The following is a 15812-nucleotide window of genomic DNA, read 5'->3' as shown; positions in this document are numbered from 1 at the left end:
GCCTCGTATGCCGACCTCCAACTCCAAGGCCCTCTTCGCTCCTCTGCTCGTCGCCGCGCTGCTCGGCGGCGGCGTCGCCGCGGGGGTGACGAGCTTGTTGGAGAACAACTCGGACTCCGACGGGCACACCACGACGGTGATCCGCCAGCCCGCGATGGCCGCCACCGGCGCCAACGGCAAGCAGTCCAACGTCGCCGAGGGCCTGACCGCCGCCGACATCTACAAGCGCTACGCGCCCGGCGTCGTCTACATCAAGTCCGAGATCATCGAGCAGACCAACAACCCGTTCGACTTCGGGTTCGGCGGCGCGCAGAAGAGCGAGGCGACCGGCTCCGGGTTCGTCATCGACGCGCGCGGCGACATCCTCACCAACAACCACGTCATCGACGGCGCGACCAGGGGCTCGATCACGGTCCAGTTCGCCGACAAGAAGACGCTCAGGGCGACGGTCGTCGGCAAGGACCCGTCGACCGACCTGGCGCTGCTGAGGGTCGACCCGGAGGGCCTGGACCTCAGGCCGCTGCCGCTCGGCTCGTCCAGGGACGTGCAGGTCGGCGACCCGACGATCGCGATCGGCAACCCGTTCGGCCTCGACCGCACGCTGACGACCGGCGTCGTCTCGGCGCTGCAGCGCCAGATCCAGGCGCCCAACGGCTTCGCGATCAAGGACGTCATCCAGACCGACGCGGCGATCAACCCGGGCAACTCGGGCGGGCCGCTGATCGACTCGGCCGGGCGCGTGATCGGGATCAACTCGCAGATCGAGACCGGCGGCAGCGGGTCGGAGGGCAACGTCGGGATCGGCTTCGCCGTCCCGATCGACACCGCCAAGCAGATCCTCACCAGCCTGAAGTCCGGCGAGGCCGTGCAGCGCGCCTACCTCGGCGTGACGTCGATCACCGTCGACGGCCAGTTCGACGCGGTCGGCGTGGCGGCCAACCACGGCGCGCTCGTGCAGACCGTCGAGTCCGGGTCGCCGGCCGGCCAGGCCGGGCTGAGGGCCGGGACGATCCAGGCGACGATGCAGGGCTCGTCCGACCCGGTGGTCCTGGGCGGCGACATCATCACCAAGGTCGACGGGACGAAGATCACGACGTCGGACCAGCTCGCGCAGCTGGTGTCGTCGCACAGGCCGGGCGACAGGGTCAAGCTCGAGATCGTGCGCCAGAAGGGCTCGACCAGGGACGTCACGGTCACGCTGACCAAGCGCCCGTCGGCGCTGCAGACCGGCTAGGCGCGGGCGCGCGCGGCGCCGCCCTAGGATGGTGGGCGTGGACGACTCGCAGCACCGCACGCGCATCAAGTTCTGTGGCATGACGTCGCTCGCCGACGCCGAGCTGGCCGTCTCGCTCGACGCCTGGGCGATCGGGCTGATCCTGTGGCCGGGGTCCAAGCGCGCGTGCGATCCGGCGGAGGGCGTCCGGATCTCCAACGCGCTGCGGCGCAAGGTCGAGGTCGTCGGCGTCGTCGTCAACCAGGAGATGGACGAGGTCGCGGCGCTGGCCGACATGCTGCAGCTGTCGATGATCCAGCTGCACGGCGACGAGGGTCCCTCGTACGCCAAGGAGATCGCGCGGCGGACGGGCTGCAAGGTGATCAAGGCGCAGTCGGTCAAGCTGGCGGCCGACGTCGTCGCGGTCCAGGCGTTCCGGACGGACTTCCACCTGCTCGACACCCACCGCGACGGGCTGCGCGGCGGGACGGGGGAGACGTTCGACTGGGCGATGGTCTCGCGGCGCTCGTCGAACGTGCCGCTGATCCTGAGCGGCGGGCTGAACCCGGAGAACGTCGTCAGCGCGATCGCGGCGGTGCATCCGTTCGCGGTCGACGTGGCGAGCGGGGTCGAGGCGTCGCCGGGCGTGAAGGATCCCGAGAAGATGAAGGCCTTCGCCGAGGCCGTGAAGTCGACCTGGCCGGCCGGCTCGGAGCCCGCGCGCCCGCGGCACGACGACGACAGGCCGAGTCCTACATCTACGCCCGCGGGCCGTCGCTCGCCGGTCCGGCCCGCGGCATGACGGGGCTGGAGATCCGGTTCGGGCCGTACGGAGGTCAGTACGTCCCGGAGACGCTGATGCCCGCGCTGGGCGACCTCGAGCGCACGTGGGTCGAGGCGTGGAGCGACCCGGCGTTCCGGGCCGAGCTGGAGCACCTGCAGCGCGACTACGTCGGGCGGCCGTCGCCGCTGTACCTGGCGCCGCGGCTGAGCGAGGCGGCGGGGCGCGCGATCTACCTCAAGCGCGAGGACCTGAACCACACCGGCGCGCACAAGATCAACAACGCGCTCGGGCAGGCGCTGCTGGCGAAGCGGATGGGCAAGCCGCGCGTGGTGGCCGAGACCGGCGCGGGCTCGCACGGGACCGCCACCGCGACCGCGTGCGCGTTGCTGGGCCTGGAGTGCGTCGTCTACATGGGCGAGGTCGACGTCGCGCGCCAGAAGCCGAACGTGGAGCGGATGCAGCTGCTCGGCGCGACGGTCGTCCCGGTGTCGGCCGGGTCGCGGACGCTGAAGGAGGCGACGAGCGAGGCGATCCGCGACTGGGTCGCCAACGTCGACTCGACGCACTACGTGCTCGGGACGGTCGCCGGGCCGGCGCCGTATCCGGCGCTGGTGCGCGAGCTGCAGCGGATCATCGGCGACGAGGCGCGCGCGCAGCTCCTGGAGCGCGAGGGGCGCCTTCCCGATCGTGTGATGGCGTGCGTCGGCGGTGGTTCCAACGCGATGGGGATCTTCGCGGCGTTCATCCCGGACGAGGGCGTGCAGCTCGTCGGCGTCGAAGCCGGCGGCGAGGGGTTGGACGGGCGCCACGGCGCACCGCTGACCTCGGGCGCGCGGGCGGGCGTGTTGCACGGCTCGCTGTCGACGATCATGCAGGACGACGAGGGCCAGATCCTCGAAGCCCACTCGATCTCCGCCGGACTCGACTACCCCGGAGTCGGCCCCGAGCACGCCTGGCTGCGCGACACCGGCCGCGCGACCTACGTCGCGGTGACCGACGAGCAGGCCGTGCGGGCCTTCAAGGAGGTCACCCGCCTGGAGGGCATCATCCCGGCGCTGGAGACCTCCCACGCCCTCTACCACGCCCTCCACGTCCCGAGCGAATCCACCCTCGACGTCATCTGCCTCTCCGGCCGCGGCGACAAGGACCTCGCCCAGATCATCGAGAACTACGGCGCCGGCCCGGCCGACGTCTAGCCGCCGGCGCAACCACCGCCTCTCGACGGCGCAGCCGCCACCTCTCGCCACCCGTCGCCTCTCGGCACACGCGGTATCGGAGCGCGGTGGTGCTGCGGGCGTCACGTCCGCGGCCACACTTCCGCCTGCGCGATCGCTGGGTGTACCGATGCGTTGTCGGTCGTGACACCGCGACCGTTTGCCGGTCTCCGCCGTCCTCGGTACCCGCGGCTCGAAGCGTCGCGGCAGCGCGACCGGTCGTGTCCGCGGCCACACTTCCGCCGGCGTGATCGCTGGGTGTACCGATGCGTTGTCGGTCGTGACACCGCGACCGTTTGCCGGTCTCCGCCGTCCTCGGTACCCGCGGCTCGAAGCGTCGCGGCAGCGCGACCGGTCGTGTCCGCGGCCACACTTCCGCCGGCGTGATCGCTGGGTGTACCGATGCGTCGTCGGTCGTAACACCGCGACCGTTTGCCGGTCTCCGCCGGCGTCGCCTCTCGGCACACGCGGCAACGCAGCGCAGCGGTGCGGCGAGCGGCCGCGTCCGCGGCCATCGGCTCGCTGCTGCGGGCCTCCGGGTGGTGATGGTCGCCGCGCCGCGCCGCGCGTGTTCGTCAACTTCCGTCAACGGTGCATTTTGGTCCTATACGAACCCAAATGCACCGTTGACCGCGCGGCCGTCATGTCCGCGACGGCAGTCCCGCCTCGCAATCGCGCGGCTAGGCCGCTTCGTCGGCGTCCGCTTCGGGTGCGTCGTCGATGACGTCGGCGCCTTCTGCTGCCTTGCGCAGCGTCGCCAGTGCCAGGACGCCGGGGAGGGCCGGCAGCCAGACGGAGATCGCGCGGTAGGCCAGCACGGCCACCAGGGCCACGCCGGCGTCCATGTTGAAGGCGGCCGCTGCGCCGACCATGCCGCCTTCGACGCCGCCGACTCCGCCGGGAAGGGGCAGCAGGTTGCCGAGCTGGCCGAGGAGGTAGGCCATCAACAAGTCCGGGACGTTCGGGTGGCCGCCGAAGGCCCAGAAGCATGCCCAGAGCGTTGCGAAGTCGAAGATCCACCAGAAGACGGTGCCCCACAGGCCGCGCTCGCGGCGCTGGACGAGCTCGATCGTGAAGTGGGTCCCGTCGGCCAGGGCCTGGGGTGCGGCGAGCAACCGACGGCGCCACTTCGGCCCGGTGTCCAGATGCCGCCGGATCCAGTCCGGCGCCTGGATCACGACCAGGAACGTCGCCACGCACAGCGCGGCGATCACGGCCGGCACGGCCGACAGCAGCGGGTCCTCGCCGGCGATCGCCAGCGCGGTCCCGACCGCGATCACCAGCGCCATGAACACGCCGTAGGTCGCCACGAGATGCTGCGAGACCTGCTTGGCCGCCTGCCTCGGCCCGTGCCCGGCCCGCGACAGCGCCCACGTCGTCACCGCGATCCCGCCGGCCCCACCGGCGGCGACCAACCGCGTCGCCGCCGTCGCGGCCAGCGTGATCAGCGCCGAGCGCTTCACGCCCAGGATCACGCCGTCGGCGGCGCTGACCGCCGCCATGTTCCACGCGTAGCCGAGGTACGAGCACGTCTCCAGCCCGATCGCCGCGGCCAGCCACGCGGGCGAGCCGTTCTTGATCCGGTTCCACGTGTCCTCGACGCCCGCCAGGTGCGGGATCAGCAGGTAGATCACGAGGATCAGCAGCGCGGTCGACCCGAACCAGATCAGCGCCGTGCGACCCCTCGGGCCGGGCATGATGAAGGCGTCTCGCACGCGCGTGCGGCCTTCGTCCTCGGTGCTGGTGTCGTCGCGCGTGTCGGTCATCGACCGCAGCGAGCATAGGACGCGAACTGGTCGTAGGCTTCGACGACCACATGTCCGGACCCCAGCGCATCGCCGACGCCTTCGCCAACGCCCACGGGCGAGCGGCCCTCATGCCCTACCTGATGGGCGGGTTCCCGACCGTCGCGCAGTCGATCGAGATCGGCCAGGCCTACGTCGACGGCGGCGCCGACCTGATCGAGCTCGGCGTCCCGTTCAGCGACCCGCTGGCCGACGGCCCGGTCATCCACGCGGCCGGGACGCAGGCGCTCGCGGCCGGCGCGACGGTCGCCGACGTCTTCGACGTCTGCAGGGTCCTCGGCCCGCAGGTCCCGGTCGTGATGATGTTGTACGCCAACCTGATCCTGGCGCGCGGGGTCCCGGAGTTCGTCTCCGACCTCGTCGAGGCCGGCGGCTCGGGCCTGATCGTCCCCGACCTGCCGCTGGAGGAGTCCGGACCGCTGCTGGAGGCCTGCGACGCGGCGGGCATCGCGCTGGTCCCGCTGGTCGCGCCCACGACCCCCGAGGAGCGCCTGGAGCGCATCGGCGCCCGGGCGCGCGGCTTCGTCTACACCGTCTCGGTCACCGGCACGACCGGCGAGCGCACGACGCTCTCGGACACCTTCGCGCACACGATCGCGCGCGCGAAGGCCCACACCGACGTCCCGGTCGCGCTCGGCTTCGGGATCGGCGCGCCCGAGCAGGCCGTGCAGGCGATGGAGGCCGGCGCCGACGGCGTGATCGTCGGCAGCCGCCTGGTCCGCGCAGCGGCCGAGGCCGACGACCCGGCCGCCGCGGTCCGCGAGGTCGTCGCGTCGTTCTCGGCGGCGCTGGCCGCGGCCTGACCGGGCGCGCAACCGCAACGCCTCAGAGCGCCTGCTCGCAGTAGGATCTGGGCCGCTATGGGACTCGTCTACTCCATCGTCGCGGCGCTTGCCTTGTGGATCGTCCTGTGGGCGCTCGGGGCCAAGGCCCTCGACAGCTTCCTGCTTGCCGCGCTGATCATGATCGTCGCCGTGACGATCCAGATGTTGCAGAAGTACCTGCCGTCCAAGCGTCAGAGCTAGCCACGAAACCCGCCTGAAGGCGGGCCATCCGTGTGGTCAAGCCACATGCCCATCCTGTGGTGTGGCGAAGTGACCATTGCGCAGCGTCTGTGGGTCTGTTTAGACTCGCGCTCTCTCCGTATTCGATCCCTTGAGGAGGGGACACGTTGCGCGTACGTCATGTGGCAGCCTCGGGCTGCTTGCTTGCCGCGCTGTCGTTCGGAGTTGCCGCGTGCGGCAGCGACAACAACGACAGTGGCGGAAGCACCGGGAGCTCCACGAGCGCAAGCTCGGGTGGCTCCAACATCACCATCTACTCCAGCCTGCCGCTGCAGGGCGACTCCCGCCCGCAGTCGGTCTCGGTCAACAACGGCGAGCAGATGGCGCTGGATTCCGCCGGTGGAAAGGCCGGCAACTTCAGGGTGACCTTCAAGAAGCTCGACGACGCCACGGCGTCGGCGGGCAAGTGGGATCCGGGCGCGACCTCGGGCGACGCCCGCAAGGCCGCGCAGGACAAGTCGACGATCGCCTACCTGGGTGAGTTCAACTCGGGCGCCACCGCGATCTCGCTGCCGATCCTCAACGAGGCCGGCATCCTGCAGGTGTCGCCGTCCAACACGGCGGTGGGCCTGACCCGCTCCGAGGGCGCCGACAAGGGCGAGCCGGACAAGTACTACCCGTCCGGCAAGCGGACCTACGGCCGCGTCGTGCCCGCCGACCACATCCAGGCGGCGGCGCAGGTGACCTACCAGAAGGACCAGGGGTGCACCAAGGTGTACATCCTGAACGACAAGGAGGTCTACGGTAAGGGCCTCGCCGATCAGGTCGCCCCGCGCGCCAGGGCCGCCGGCCTGACGGTGCTCGGCAACCAGGGCATCGACCCGAAGGCCGCCAACTACCGCGCGCTGGCCGGGACCATCAAGGGCACCGGCGCCGACTGCGTGTTCTTCGGTGGCATCACCCAGAACAACGCCGTCCAGCTGTTCAAGGACCTCAACGCCACGATGCCGTCGGCCAAGCTGTTCGGTCCGGACGGCGTCGCCGAGGTCGCGTTCGCGTCGAAGTTGGGCTCGAAGGTCGAGAAGCAGACCTACGTGACCAACCCGACGCTGGATCCGAAGCTGTACCCGAAGTCCGGCCAGGAGTTCTTCAGGAACTACAAGGCCAAGTACGGCGCTGACCCGGAGGCCTACGCGATCTACGGCTACGAGGCGATGAGCGTCGTCCTCGAGGCCATCAAGAACGCCGGCGACAAGGGCAACGACCGCCAGTCGGTCATCGACCAGTTCTTCAAGGTCAGGAACCGTGAGTCGGTGCTCGGCACGTACTCGATCGATCAGAACGGCGACACGACGCTGACCGATTACGGCGGAAACAAGATCGAGGGTGGCAAGCTCATCTTCGACAAGGTGATCAAGGCCCAGACCTCCTAGGCCACACGTCTGAGCGCGCGGGCGCGCCGGCCGGGGTTGAGGAACCCCGGCCGGCGGCCCGCCCGCGTCGCTCGCGTCGAGTTGTCGGACTCAAACGCCTCGGGAGGGGACCCCACACCCATGGAAGCCGCATCGATCACCGAGACCGCCTCCGCTCCGCCGCCCGCGCGGAAAGTCGGAGACGTTCTCAACGCCTATGCCTTGCCGATCGTCCTCGGCCTGGCGTTGGTGGCGCAGTTCATCTACCAGCCGACGGACACGTTGGCGAACGTCAAGACGGGCCTGTCCAACGGCATGGTCTGGGCGCTCATCGCGCTCGGCTACACGCTGGTCTACGGCATCGTCGAGCTCATCAACTTCGCCCACGGCGAGGTCTTCATGATCGGCGCGTTCGTCTCGCTGTCGCTGTGGCAGACGTTCGGCGTCACGCAGACGACGAGCATCGCCCTGATCGTCGTCTCGATCGTCATCGTCCTGGTCTGCGCGATGCTCGCGAGCGCGACGCTCAACGTGCTCATAGAGCGGTCGGCCTACAGACCGCTGCGCAACGCGCCGAAGCTGGCGCCGCTGATCACCGCGATCGGCATGTCCTTCATCTTGCAGAACGTCGGCCTGCTGTGGCGGCCGACGCCGGACTCGGTCCCCGACCTGATCGGGTCCCACGCCACGTACTTCACGGTGTTCAGGGTGGACATCCTGCACTCGGACGTCTTCGCCGTGATCATCACGGTGCCGCTGCTGATCGCGCTGCTGTGGTTCGTCAACACCACCAAGTACGGCAAGGCGATGCGCGCGACCGCGCAGGACCCGGATGCCGCGCGCCTGATGGGCATCGACGTCGACCGGACGATCTCGCTGACGTTCCTGCTCGGCGGGATGATGGCCGGCGCGGCCGGCCTGATCTACGCGTTGTACAACTTGACCGTCCGCTTCAACATGGGCTTCACGGCCGGCCTGATCGCGTTCACCGCGGCGGTCATGGGCGGCATCGGGAACCTCAAGGGCGCGGTGATCGGCGGGTTGATCATCGGGGTGATCCAGGCGATCTCCGACGGCGGCAACTTCCTGGGCCTGCAGCTCGGGGAGGAGTGGACGCCGGCGGTCGTCTTCGGCGTCCTGATCATGGTGATGGTCTTCCGTCCCCAGGGCCTCTTCGGTGAGGAGACGCGAGAAGGATGAGGTCGAACGCTGCAAAGCCAAGCGGTACGTCATGCGGGAGGCACGTTCGATGAGCACACAGGTGAAGGCTCTGCGCGACACCGGCGACACGGTCGCCGGCGCGCTTCCGCGCTGGGCGTGGATGTTGATCTTCTTCGTGGCCGCCGTCTTCTTCCCGTACATCACGGGCGGAGGCGACTTCCTTGACGCGTCGATCCAGACGCTGGCCTACGTGATCATGGCCCTGGGCCTGAACATCGTGGTCGGCTTCGCGGGTCTGCTCGACCTCGGCTACGTGGCGTTCTACGCGATCGGCGCGTTCGTCATCGGCTGGTTCGGGTCGCAGCAGTTCCCGGACGTCAACGGCGGCAAGGGCATCCACATCCTGGTGTCGGACCGCTCGACGTTCCAGCCCAAGCTCTCGGGCGGGCGGCTGGACATCGCGGGCATCCACATCAACTTCTTCATCGTGATCTTCATCGCGATGGCGATCACGGCGGCGTGGGGTGTGCTGCTCGGTGCGCCGACGCTGCGGCTGCGTGGCGACTACCTGGCGATCGTCACGCTCGCGTTCGGCGAGATCGTGCCGCGCATCTTCGAGAACTCGACGAGTGGCCTGTTCGGCATCGGCTCGACGGACTTCTCGCACGGGCGCCAAGGCATCACGCCGATCGACACCATCAACCTGCCGTGGTCGCACAACGCGGTCTACACGGACGCCAACCTGAGACCCGCGTACTGGGTCGTCCTCGGGATGGTCGTGTTCACGATCTTCGTCAACCGGCGCCTGCGCGACTCGCGGCTGGGCCGCGCGTGGATCGCCGTGCGCGAGGACGAGGTCGCGGCCGCCTCCATGGGCGTCAACCTCGTCCGGACCAAGTTGTGGGCCTACGCGATGGGCGCCGCGTTCGGCGGCTTCGCGGGCGTGTTCCTGGGGTCCTACAACAACACGGTGAACGTCGACCAGTTCGAGTTCGGGTTCTCGGTGTTCATCCTGGCGATGGTCATCGTCGGCGGCATGGGCAACATCTGGGGCGTCATCGTCGGCGCCGTGGCGTTGTCGATGATGAACCGCTACGGGCTGCCGCAGCTGGACAACCTGTCCGGCCCGCTCGGGTTCGACTTCACGTCGATCTCGTTCGGGGTCTTCGGGTTCTTCCTGCTGATCATGATGGTGTTGCGGCCTGAGGGCCTCATCCCATCGGGCCGACGACGGCTCGAGCTCCACGAGGCCGAGATCGAGGGCGATGTCATCGACACCGCCGCCGTCGGCGACATGTCGCAGATGTACGAGGTGCGCCAGTGAGCGATCAGATCACCGCGGTCGACAAGGTCGACACCGACATCAGGCCCGAGGACGTCCTGCTGGACGCCGCGGGCATCTCGAAGGTGTTCGGTGGGTTGGTGGCGGTCAACGACGTCAACTTCATCGTGCCGCGCAGGGCGATCGTGTCGCTGATCGGGCCCAACGGGGCGGGGAAGACGACGTTCTTCAACTGCCTCACGGGCCTGTACCGGCCGACGACGGGGCGGGTGACGTTCGACGGCGTCGACATCACCGCCAAGCGGCCGGACATCGTGACGCGCGCGGGCGTGGCCCGCACGTTCCAGAACATCAAGCTGTTCCGGACGATGACGGCGACCGAGAACGTCCAGGTCGGCATGCACCCGCGGCTGAGGTCGCGGGTGACCGGGATGGTCCTGCGGACGCCGTTCGTGCGCCGCGAGGAGCGCGAGGGTCGCGAGAAGGCGCGGGAGCTCCTGGAGTTCGTGGGGCTCAAGCGCAAGGACGAGCTGGCGATGAACCTGCCCTACGGCGACCAGCGCCGGCTGGAGATCGCGCGCGCTTTGGCGAGCGAGCCCAAGTTGTTGTTGTTGGACGAGCCGACGGCGGGCATGAACGCCCGGGAGTCCGAGGAGCTGCGCCAGTTGATGGAGAAGCTGCGGACCGAGCAGGACGTGTCGATCCTGCTGATCGAGCACGACATGAAGGTGATCATGAACGTCTCGGACCACATCACGGTCCTGGATCACGGCGAGAAGATCGCCGAGGGTGCGCCGGCCGAGGTCCGGCAGAACCCGCGTGTGATCGAGGCCTACCTCGGGAGCCAGGCCTGATGGGCGCGACGCCGGAAGCCCCGGCCGTCGAGCCCGGCCCCGAGGGGCCCGGGTCGGCCAAGCCGGTCCTGCAGGTGGAGGGCATCCACACGTACTACGGCGCGATCGAGGCGCTGAAGGGGATCTCGCTCGACGTCTACGAGGGCGAGATCGTCACGCTGATCGGCTCCAACGGGGCGGGCAAGACCACCACCTTGCGCTCGATCTCCGGGATCGTGCCGCCGCGCACCGGGAAGATCGTCTACCAGGGGCGCGACATCACGGGGTTGGCCGGCCACACGGTCGCGGGGATGGGGATCGCGCACTCGCCCGAGGGGCGGCGGATCTTCCCGCGCATGACCGTGCTGGAGAACCTGGAGATGGGGGCGTTCACCCGCCGCGACCAGGCCGCGATCCGGTCCGACATCGACCGGGTCTACGAGATGTTCCCGCGCTTGAAGGAGCGCGAGAAGCAGAGGGCCGGCACGATGAGCGGTGGTGAGCAGCAGATGCTCGCGATGGGCCGCGCGCTGATGGCGGAGCCGACGTTGTTGTTGCTGGACGAGCCGTCGCTGGGGCTGGCGCCGGTGATCGTGGACAAGATCTACGAGATCATCCGCGAGATCAACCAGCAGGGGGTCACCATCCTGCTGGTCGAGCAGAACGCCAACTACGCGCTGGACGTGTCCGCCCGTGGATACGTGTTGGAGACCGGAACGGTCGCACTGACGGACAAGTCGGCATCACTGCGCACAGATGAGCGCGTGAAGGCCGCCTACCTGGGGACGTGACTCGATGACCGCTTCGTTGTTGCTGGCCGCGATCGGCTCCAAGGCCTTCTGGCTCGTCTACATCTGGCTCGGCTCCGGCTGGGCCGCGAGCGAGCTGTCCAACCGCAAGGGCTACGGCGAGAAATGGGGCCTCGGCTCCGGCCTGATCCTCTCGGCCCTCGGCGTCGTGATCTGGCTCATCGTCCCACCCAAGCCCGACTCACCCTGGGTCCAGAAGCGCCGCCGCAACGCGGCGAACTCCTAGCCCGCTCAGCACGCGCGGTCCCGGCTCGTCCGGGACCGCGAGAAGATGTGCAGGTAGGACAGGTTTGCTGGTACCGTGGCGCTCAACCCATGCGCCCGGTCAACTTCCATATTGCCCCGGAAGGCGAAGTCGATGTCGTCGTCGACGAGATACGAACGACCGTCAAGTCGCTGATCGCCGAGGGCGTCGAGGTGGACATCGTCGTCACGTCGCCGGACCACTGGGTACCGGTGTCAGAGGCGGCTGCACAGCTCGGGTTCTCCCGGCAGCATGCGCGACGGCTGATCGACGCGGGTCTGCTGGCCGGCCGCCAACAGGAGGGGTCGAGCTACTGGCAGGTGTCGCAGCGCTCGATCGCTGAGCTGCTCGCCAAGCGGGAAGACGGCTGGCGCCGGACTGGTGAGTGGTCCAAGGCGCTGGACGATCTGGGCGTGCCGTTCGAGTGACGGATGTCCCGGTCCGTGTCGTGCTCGACGCGAACATCCTCTTCTCGCGAGTCCTGCACGAGCTGATGGGGCGGGCCGGGACCGCCGGCCTCTTCTCGGTCGTCTGGAGCGAGGAGCTGCTGCATGAGACGTGCCGCGTCCTCGTCGAGCGACGTGGGCTCGCCGTGCACGTCGCCGAGCAATGGGTGGACCTCGTCCGGCAGAACTTCCCCGAAGGTGAGTGCGACATCGGCGACCTTCAGCCGGACATCGACCTGTCGCGTTATACGCCCGACCCCGACGACCAGCACGTCTGCGCGCTCGCCATCGTCGCCGGCGCGGGCATGCTCGTCTCCGCCGACCGGGACTTCCGGAGCGAGCGACTGGCGACCGAGCACGGGGTCACCGTCCGCACGCCGGACGCGCACCTCGTCGGTCTGCTGGACGACGGGAACAACGACATGATGGTGGAACTGCTCGAGACCTGGGCGGGTTCGCGCGACGACACGACTGTCGACCAGTTGCTCGACAAGATCGAGAACGCCGGATGCGGCCGGTTCGCCGCTCGGGTCCGCGCGGTCACTTCAGGGCGGTGATCGGCGGTGCGGATGTGCGAGTTGTAGCGGTTGCGCCGGGTGATGCGGAGAAGGTGAAGGCGTTGCGGTTGGCGGCGTTGCGGGGTGATCCGGAGGGGTTTGGGTCGACGCTTGCGAAGGAGGAGGCGCGGCCGGAGGGGTTTTGGAGGGAGTGGGTTGAGGCTTCGGTTGGGGGCGAGGAGCAGCGGACGTTCGTGCTCGACGCTGGTGGTGTGTGGGGCGGGATGGCGATGGTCAGGGTGTGGCCGGAGCGCCCGGACGAGGCCGAGTTGTTGGCGATGTACGTCGCGCCGGAGCACCGCGGGGGCGGGGGCGCGGCGAGGTTGTGTGATGCGTGCGCGGCGTGGGCCGCGGAGCGCGCGGTGAAGGTGATGGTGTTGGCTGTCTATGCCGGCAATGGGCGGGCGAGGCGCGCTTACGAGAAGTGTGGGTTCTTGGTCGCCGGACCGGAGGATGGCGAGTTGGTGCGGATGGAGCGCGTGGTCGCCGACTAGCGCAAGGTGTCGCGGAGTGCTTCGTCGAGGTCCGCGTGCTGGTAGGTGAACCCGCCCGCGAGTGCGCGTTCGGGGACGGCGCGCTGGCCTTCGGTGACGATCTCGGACATCTCGCCGTAGAGCAACTTGATGGCGAACGCGGGCACGGGTGCGAAGGCGGGGCGGTGCAGGGCGCGGCCGAGGGCCTTGCTGAACGCCGCGTTCGTCACAGGCTCGGGCGCCGCGCCGTTGTAGGGCCCGGACCAGGAGGGGTCGTCCAACGCCTTCAGGTACAACGACACGAGGTCGTCGACGTGGATCCACGGCAGGTACTGGTCGCCGCCCGCCACCGGGCCGCCGACGCCGAGCTTGAAGGGGGGCAGCATCTTCTCGAGCGCGCCGCCGTTCTTGTCGAGCACGACGCCGGTGCGGATCTGCACGACGCGCAGGCCGAGCTCCGCGGCCGCCGAGGACTCGCGCTCCCACGCGACGCAGACGTCGGCGAGGAAGTCGCTCCCGGCCGCGGTCGACTCCGGGACGCGCTCGTCGCCGTGCTTGCCGTAGTAGCCGACGGCGCTCGACGCCACGAGCGTCCTCGGCGCCAGCGTGGCCGCCTCGCGCAGGCCCGCGACGAGGTTCCGGGTCCCGGTCTCACGGCTCTCGCGGATCCGGCGCTTCGCGTCATCGCTCCAGCGCTGCGCCACCGGCTCGCCCGCGAGGTGCACGACCGCGTCGCGGTGCACCAGCGCCTCGGTCGGCGCCGGATCGGCCTCCGGGTCCCAGCGGACCGCCTCGACGCCAAGCGTCGCGCCCGCCTTCTCGGGCGACCGCGACAGCACCGTCACGCCGTCGCCGCGCTCCCGCAGCGCCTTCGCCAGCTTGCGCCCGATCAGCCCGGTCGCGCCCGTCATCGTGATGTTCATCGCCATCACCTACATCTACGAGCGTGACCCGCCCGCGGGATCAGCTGCGCAGCTGCTCGATGTCCAGCGCCGCGAACCCGATCGTGTCGCCCGCGCGGTCCGCGCCGGCGCGGCGCGCTTCGGTGGACACCGCGGCGGCCACGGCCGGCGCCACGTCGCGGTTGAACACCGACGGGATGATGTAGTCCTCGCGCAGCTCGGACTCCGGGACGATGTCGGCGATCGCGCGCGCCGCGGCCATCTTCATCGCCTCGGTGATCTGCGGCGCGCGGACGTCCAGCGCACCCCGGAAGATCCCCGGGAACGCGAGCACGTTGTTGATCTGGTTGGGGTAGTCCGACCGGCCCGTCGCGACGATCCGCGCGTACGGCGCGGCCTCCTCGGGCGAGACCTCGGGCGTCGGGTTGGCCATCGCGAAGACCATCGCGTCGCGGTTCATCCGGGCCAGCGCGTCGGCGGGGAAGACCCTCGCGCCGCTCAGCCCGATCATCAGGTCCATGCCGTCGATGACCGACGCCGGCGTGCCGCCGAGGCGGTCCGGGTTGGTCGCCTCCGCGTACCAGCGCTTCATGCCGGTCATCGAGCCGTCCTGGTAGTCACCGCGGTCGGTGCTCAGCACGCCGCGCGAGTCGGCACCGATGATGTGGCGCACGCCCGCCTCCATCAGGATCTTCGTCACCGCGACGCCCGCGGCGCCGAGGCCGATGATCAGGACGCGCAGGTCCTCCAGGTTCTTGCCGGTCAGCTTGCAGGCGTTGAGCAGCGCGGCCATCGTGACGATCGCCGTCCCGTGCTGGTCGTCGTGGAAGACCGGGATGTCGAGCTCGGCCTTCAGCCGGTCCTCGATCTCGAAGCAGCGCGGGGCGGAGATGTCCTCCAGGTTGATCCCGCCGAACGTCGGCGCCATCGCCTTGACGATCGCGACGATCTCGTCGGGGTCCTTGGTGTCCAAGCAGATCGGGAACGCGTCCACGTTCGCGAACTCCTTGAACAACATGGCCTTGCCCTCCATGACGGGCATCGCCGCGGCCGGGCCGATGTCGCCGAGCCCGAGGACCGCGGTGCCGTCGCTCACCACGGCCACCGTGTTGCGCTTGATCGTGTACTGGAACGCCTTGTCGGGGTCCTCGTGGATCGCCGTGCACACGCGCGCGACGCCCGGCGTGTAGGCCATCGAGAGGTCCGCGCGCGTCTTCAGCGGCGACTTGTTGTGCTGCTCGATCTTGCCGCCGATGTGCATCAGGAACGTGCGGTCGGTCGTGTCGACGACGGTCACGCCGTCCAGGGCGGCGACCACGTTGACGATGTCGTCCCAGTGCTCGGAGGACGACGCGTCGACCGTGATGTCGCGCAGCAGGACGTCCTCCTTGACCTCGACCAGGTCGATCGACCCGATCGACGCGCCGACCTCTCCGATCGCGCTCGCTACCAGCCCGAGCATCCCCGGCCGGTCGGCGATCTCGACGCGGATCGTCAGGCTGTACTGGGCGCTGGGAGAAGGCGACATCGAGCGGGACTCTAGGGGTTCGACGGGCATCGACGAAGCGCCGCAATTGCACACTTGTATGGCAGTTGCGCGGACTGTTCGTCCAGTCCTGCCAGGTGGCTTCGTTACGCTCCCGTCTGGTGAGGATCGCGGACTGGACGAAAGC

Annotated in this window: 17 protein-coding genes; 14 read left to right on the top strand and 3 right to left on the bottom strand. The window is 69.4% G+C overall.

Translation table 11 applies throughout. The features are described 5' to 3' along the window. Positions 1–7 precede the first annotated feature (7 nt). From H030_RS35335 to trpB, 3 genes are read left to right on the top strand one after another with little or no spacing between them, the layout of a single operon-like run. A complete protein-coding gene (locus H030_RS35335) occupies positions 8–1234 on the top strand; it encodes a S1C family serine protease (protein ID WP_051223766.1) in 1227 nt (408 codons plus the stop codon). Between the two features lie 37 nt (positions 1235–1271). Beyond that, positions 1272–2015, top strand: a complete 744-nt coding sequence (locus H030_RS35330; protein ID WP_231398540.1) for a phosphoribosylanthranilate isomerase — start codon at positions 1272–1274, stop codon at positions 2013–2015. Continuing rightward, positions 2012–3193: a tryptophan synthase subunit beta gene (trpB, locus tag H030_RS0125980; protein WP_027008283.1), complete on the top strand. Its 1182-nt coding sequence runs from the start codon at positions 2012–2014 to the stop codon at positions 3191–3193. Before H030_RS35330 ends, trpB begins: the two co-directional genes overlap by 4 nt. 698 nt (positions 3194–3891) lie before the next feature. Here trpB and H030_RS0125975 read toward each other — a convergent pair. Beyond that, positions 3892–4977: a lysylphosphatidylglycerol synthase transmembrane domain-containing protein gene (locus H030_RS0125975; RefSeq protein WP_027008282.1), complete on the bottom strand. Its 1086-nt coding sequence runs from the start codon at positions 4975–4977 to the stop codon at positions 3892–3894. 50 nt (positions 4978–5027) lie between these two features. Between H030_RS0125975 and trpA the strand changes: the two genes are divergently transcribed. The 11 genes from trpA (at position 5028) to H030_RS40535 (ending at position 13258) form a co-directional block, all read left to right on the top strand. Beyond that, positions 5028–5819, top strand: coding sequence for a tryptophan synthase subunit alpha (gene trpA, locus H030_RS0125970; RefSeq protein WP_051223765.1), 792 nt, complete (start codon positions 5028–5030; stop codon positions 5817–5819). A gap of 57 nt (positions 5820–5876) precedes the next feature. Beyond that, positions 5877–6041 (top strand): hypothetical protein, encoded by a 165-nt coding sequence (locus H030_RS39410; RefSeq protein WP_155892281.1) that lies wholly within the window; start codon positions 5877–5879, stop codon positions 6039–6041. A 179-nt stretch (positions 6042–6220) separates the two neighbouring features. Continuing rightward, positions 6221–7453, top strand: a complete 1233-nt coding sequence (locus H030_RS0125960) for a branched-chain amino acid ABC transporter substrate-binding protein (RefSeq protein ID WP_051223764.1) — start codon at positions 6221–6223, stop codon at positions 7451–7453. A gap of 120 nt (positions 7454–7573) precedes the next feature. Further along, positions 7574–8632, top strand: a complete 1059-nt coding sequence (locus tag H030_RS35325; protein WP_081691179.1) for a branched-chain amino acid ABC transporter permease — start codon at positions 7574–7576, stop codon at positions 8630–8632. 49 nt (positions 8633–8681) lie between these two features. Further along, on the top strand, positions 8682–9917 hold the full coding sequence (locus H030_RS35320; RefSeq protein WP_196809277.1) for a branched-chain amino acid ABC transporter permease: 1236 nt from the start codon (positions 8682–8684) through the stop codon (positions 9915–9917). Then, on the top strand, positions 9914–10729 hold the full coding sequence (locus H030_RS0125945) for an ABC transporter ATP-binding protein (protein ID WP_231398539.1): 816 nt from the start codon (positions 9914–9916) through the stop codon (positions 10727–10729). The genes H030_RS35320 and H030_RS0125945 overlap by 4 nt, the downstream gene beginning before the upstream one ends. Next, entirely contained in the window at positions 10729–11499 is a 771-nt protein-coding gene (locus H030_RS0125940; RefSeq protein WP_081691177.1) for an ABC transporter ATP-binding protein, read from the top strand. The genes H030_RS0125945 and H030_RS0125940 overlap by 1 nt, the downstream gene beginning before the upstream one ends. Before the next feature lie 4 nt (positions 11500–11503). Beyond that, positions 11504–11743 (top strand): hypothetical protein, encoded by a 240-nt coding sequence (locus H030_RS39905; protein ID WP_027008277.1) that lies wholly within the window; start codon positions 11504–11506, stop codon positions 11741–11743. Between the two features lie 89 nt (positions 11744–11832). Then, positions 11833–12189 carry a helix-turn-helix domain-containing protein gene (locus H030_RS39900; protein ID WP_027008276.1) on the top strand — a complete coding sequence of 119 codons (357 nt, stop codon included), beginning with the start codon at positions 11833–11835 and terminating at the stop codon, positions 12187–12189. 20 nt (positions 12190–12209) lie between these two features. Continuing rightward, positions 12210–12764, top strand: a complete 555-nt coding sequence (locus tag H030_RS0125925; protein WP_196809276.1) for a PIN domain-containing protein — start codon at positions 12210–12212, stop codon at positions 12762–12764. Continuing rightward, entirely contained in the window at positions 12761–13258 is a 498-nt protein-coding gene (locus H030_RS40535) for a GNAT family N-acetyltransferase (protein WP_196809275.1), read from the top strand. The genes H030_RS0125925 and H030_RS40535 overlap by 4 nt, the downstream gene beginning before the upstream one ends. Here H030_RS40535 and H030_RS0125915 read toward each other — a convergent pair. Together H030_RS0125915 and H030_RS0125910 are read right to left on the bottom strand one after the other, a co-directional pair. Next, positions 13255–14166 carry a TIGR01777 family oxidoreductase gene (locus tag H030_RS0125915; protein WP_231398538.1) on the bottom strand — a complete coding sequence of 304 codons (912 nt, stop codon included), beginning with the start codon at positions 14164–14166 and terminating at the stop codon, positions 13255–13257. The two genes, H030_RS40535 and H030_RS0125915, sit on opposite strands and share 4 nt — an antisense overlap. Before the next feature lie 34 nt (positions 14167–14200). Beyond that, positions 14201–15667: an NAD-dependent malic enzyme gene (locus H030_RS0125910; protein WP_027008273.1), complete on the bottom strand. Its 1467-nt coding sequence runs from the start codon at positions 15665–15667 to the stop codon at positions 14201–14203. Between the last annotated feature and the right edge of the window lie 145 nt (positions 15668–15812).

The sequence above is a fragment of the Conexibacter woesei Iso977N genome, from assembly GCF_000424625.1.
In the GTDB taxonomy this organism is placed as follows: Bacteria; Actinomycetota; Thermoleophilia; order Solirubrobacterales; family Solirubrobacteraceae; genus Baekduia; species Baekduia woesei_A.
The sequence above is the reverse complement of the archived record's forward strand: the minus strand, read 5'-3'. Positions and strand labels throughout refer to the sequence as shown.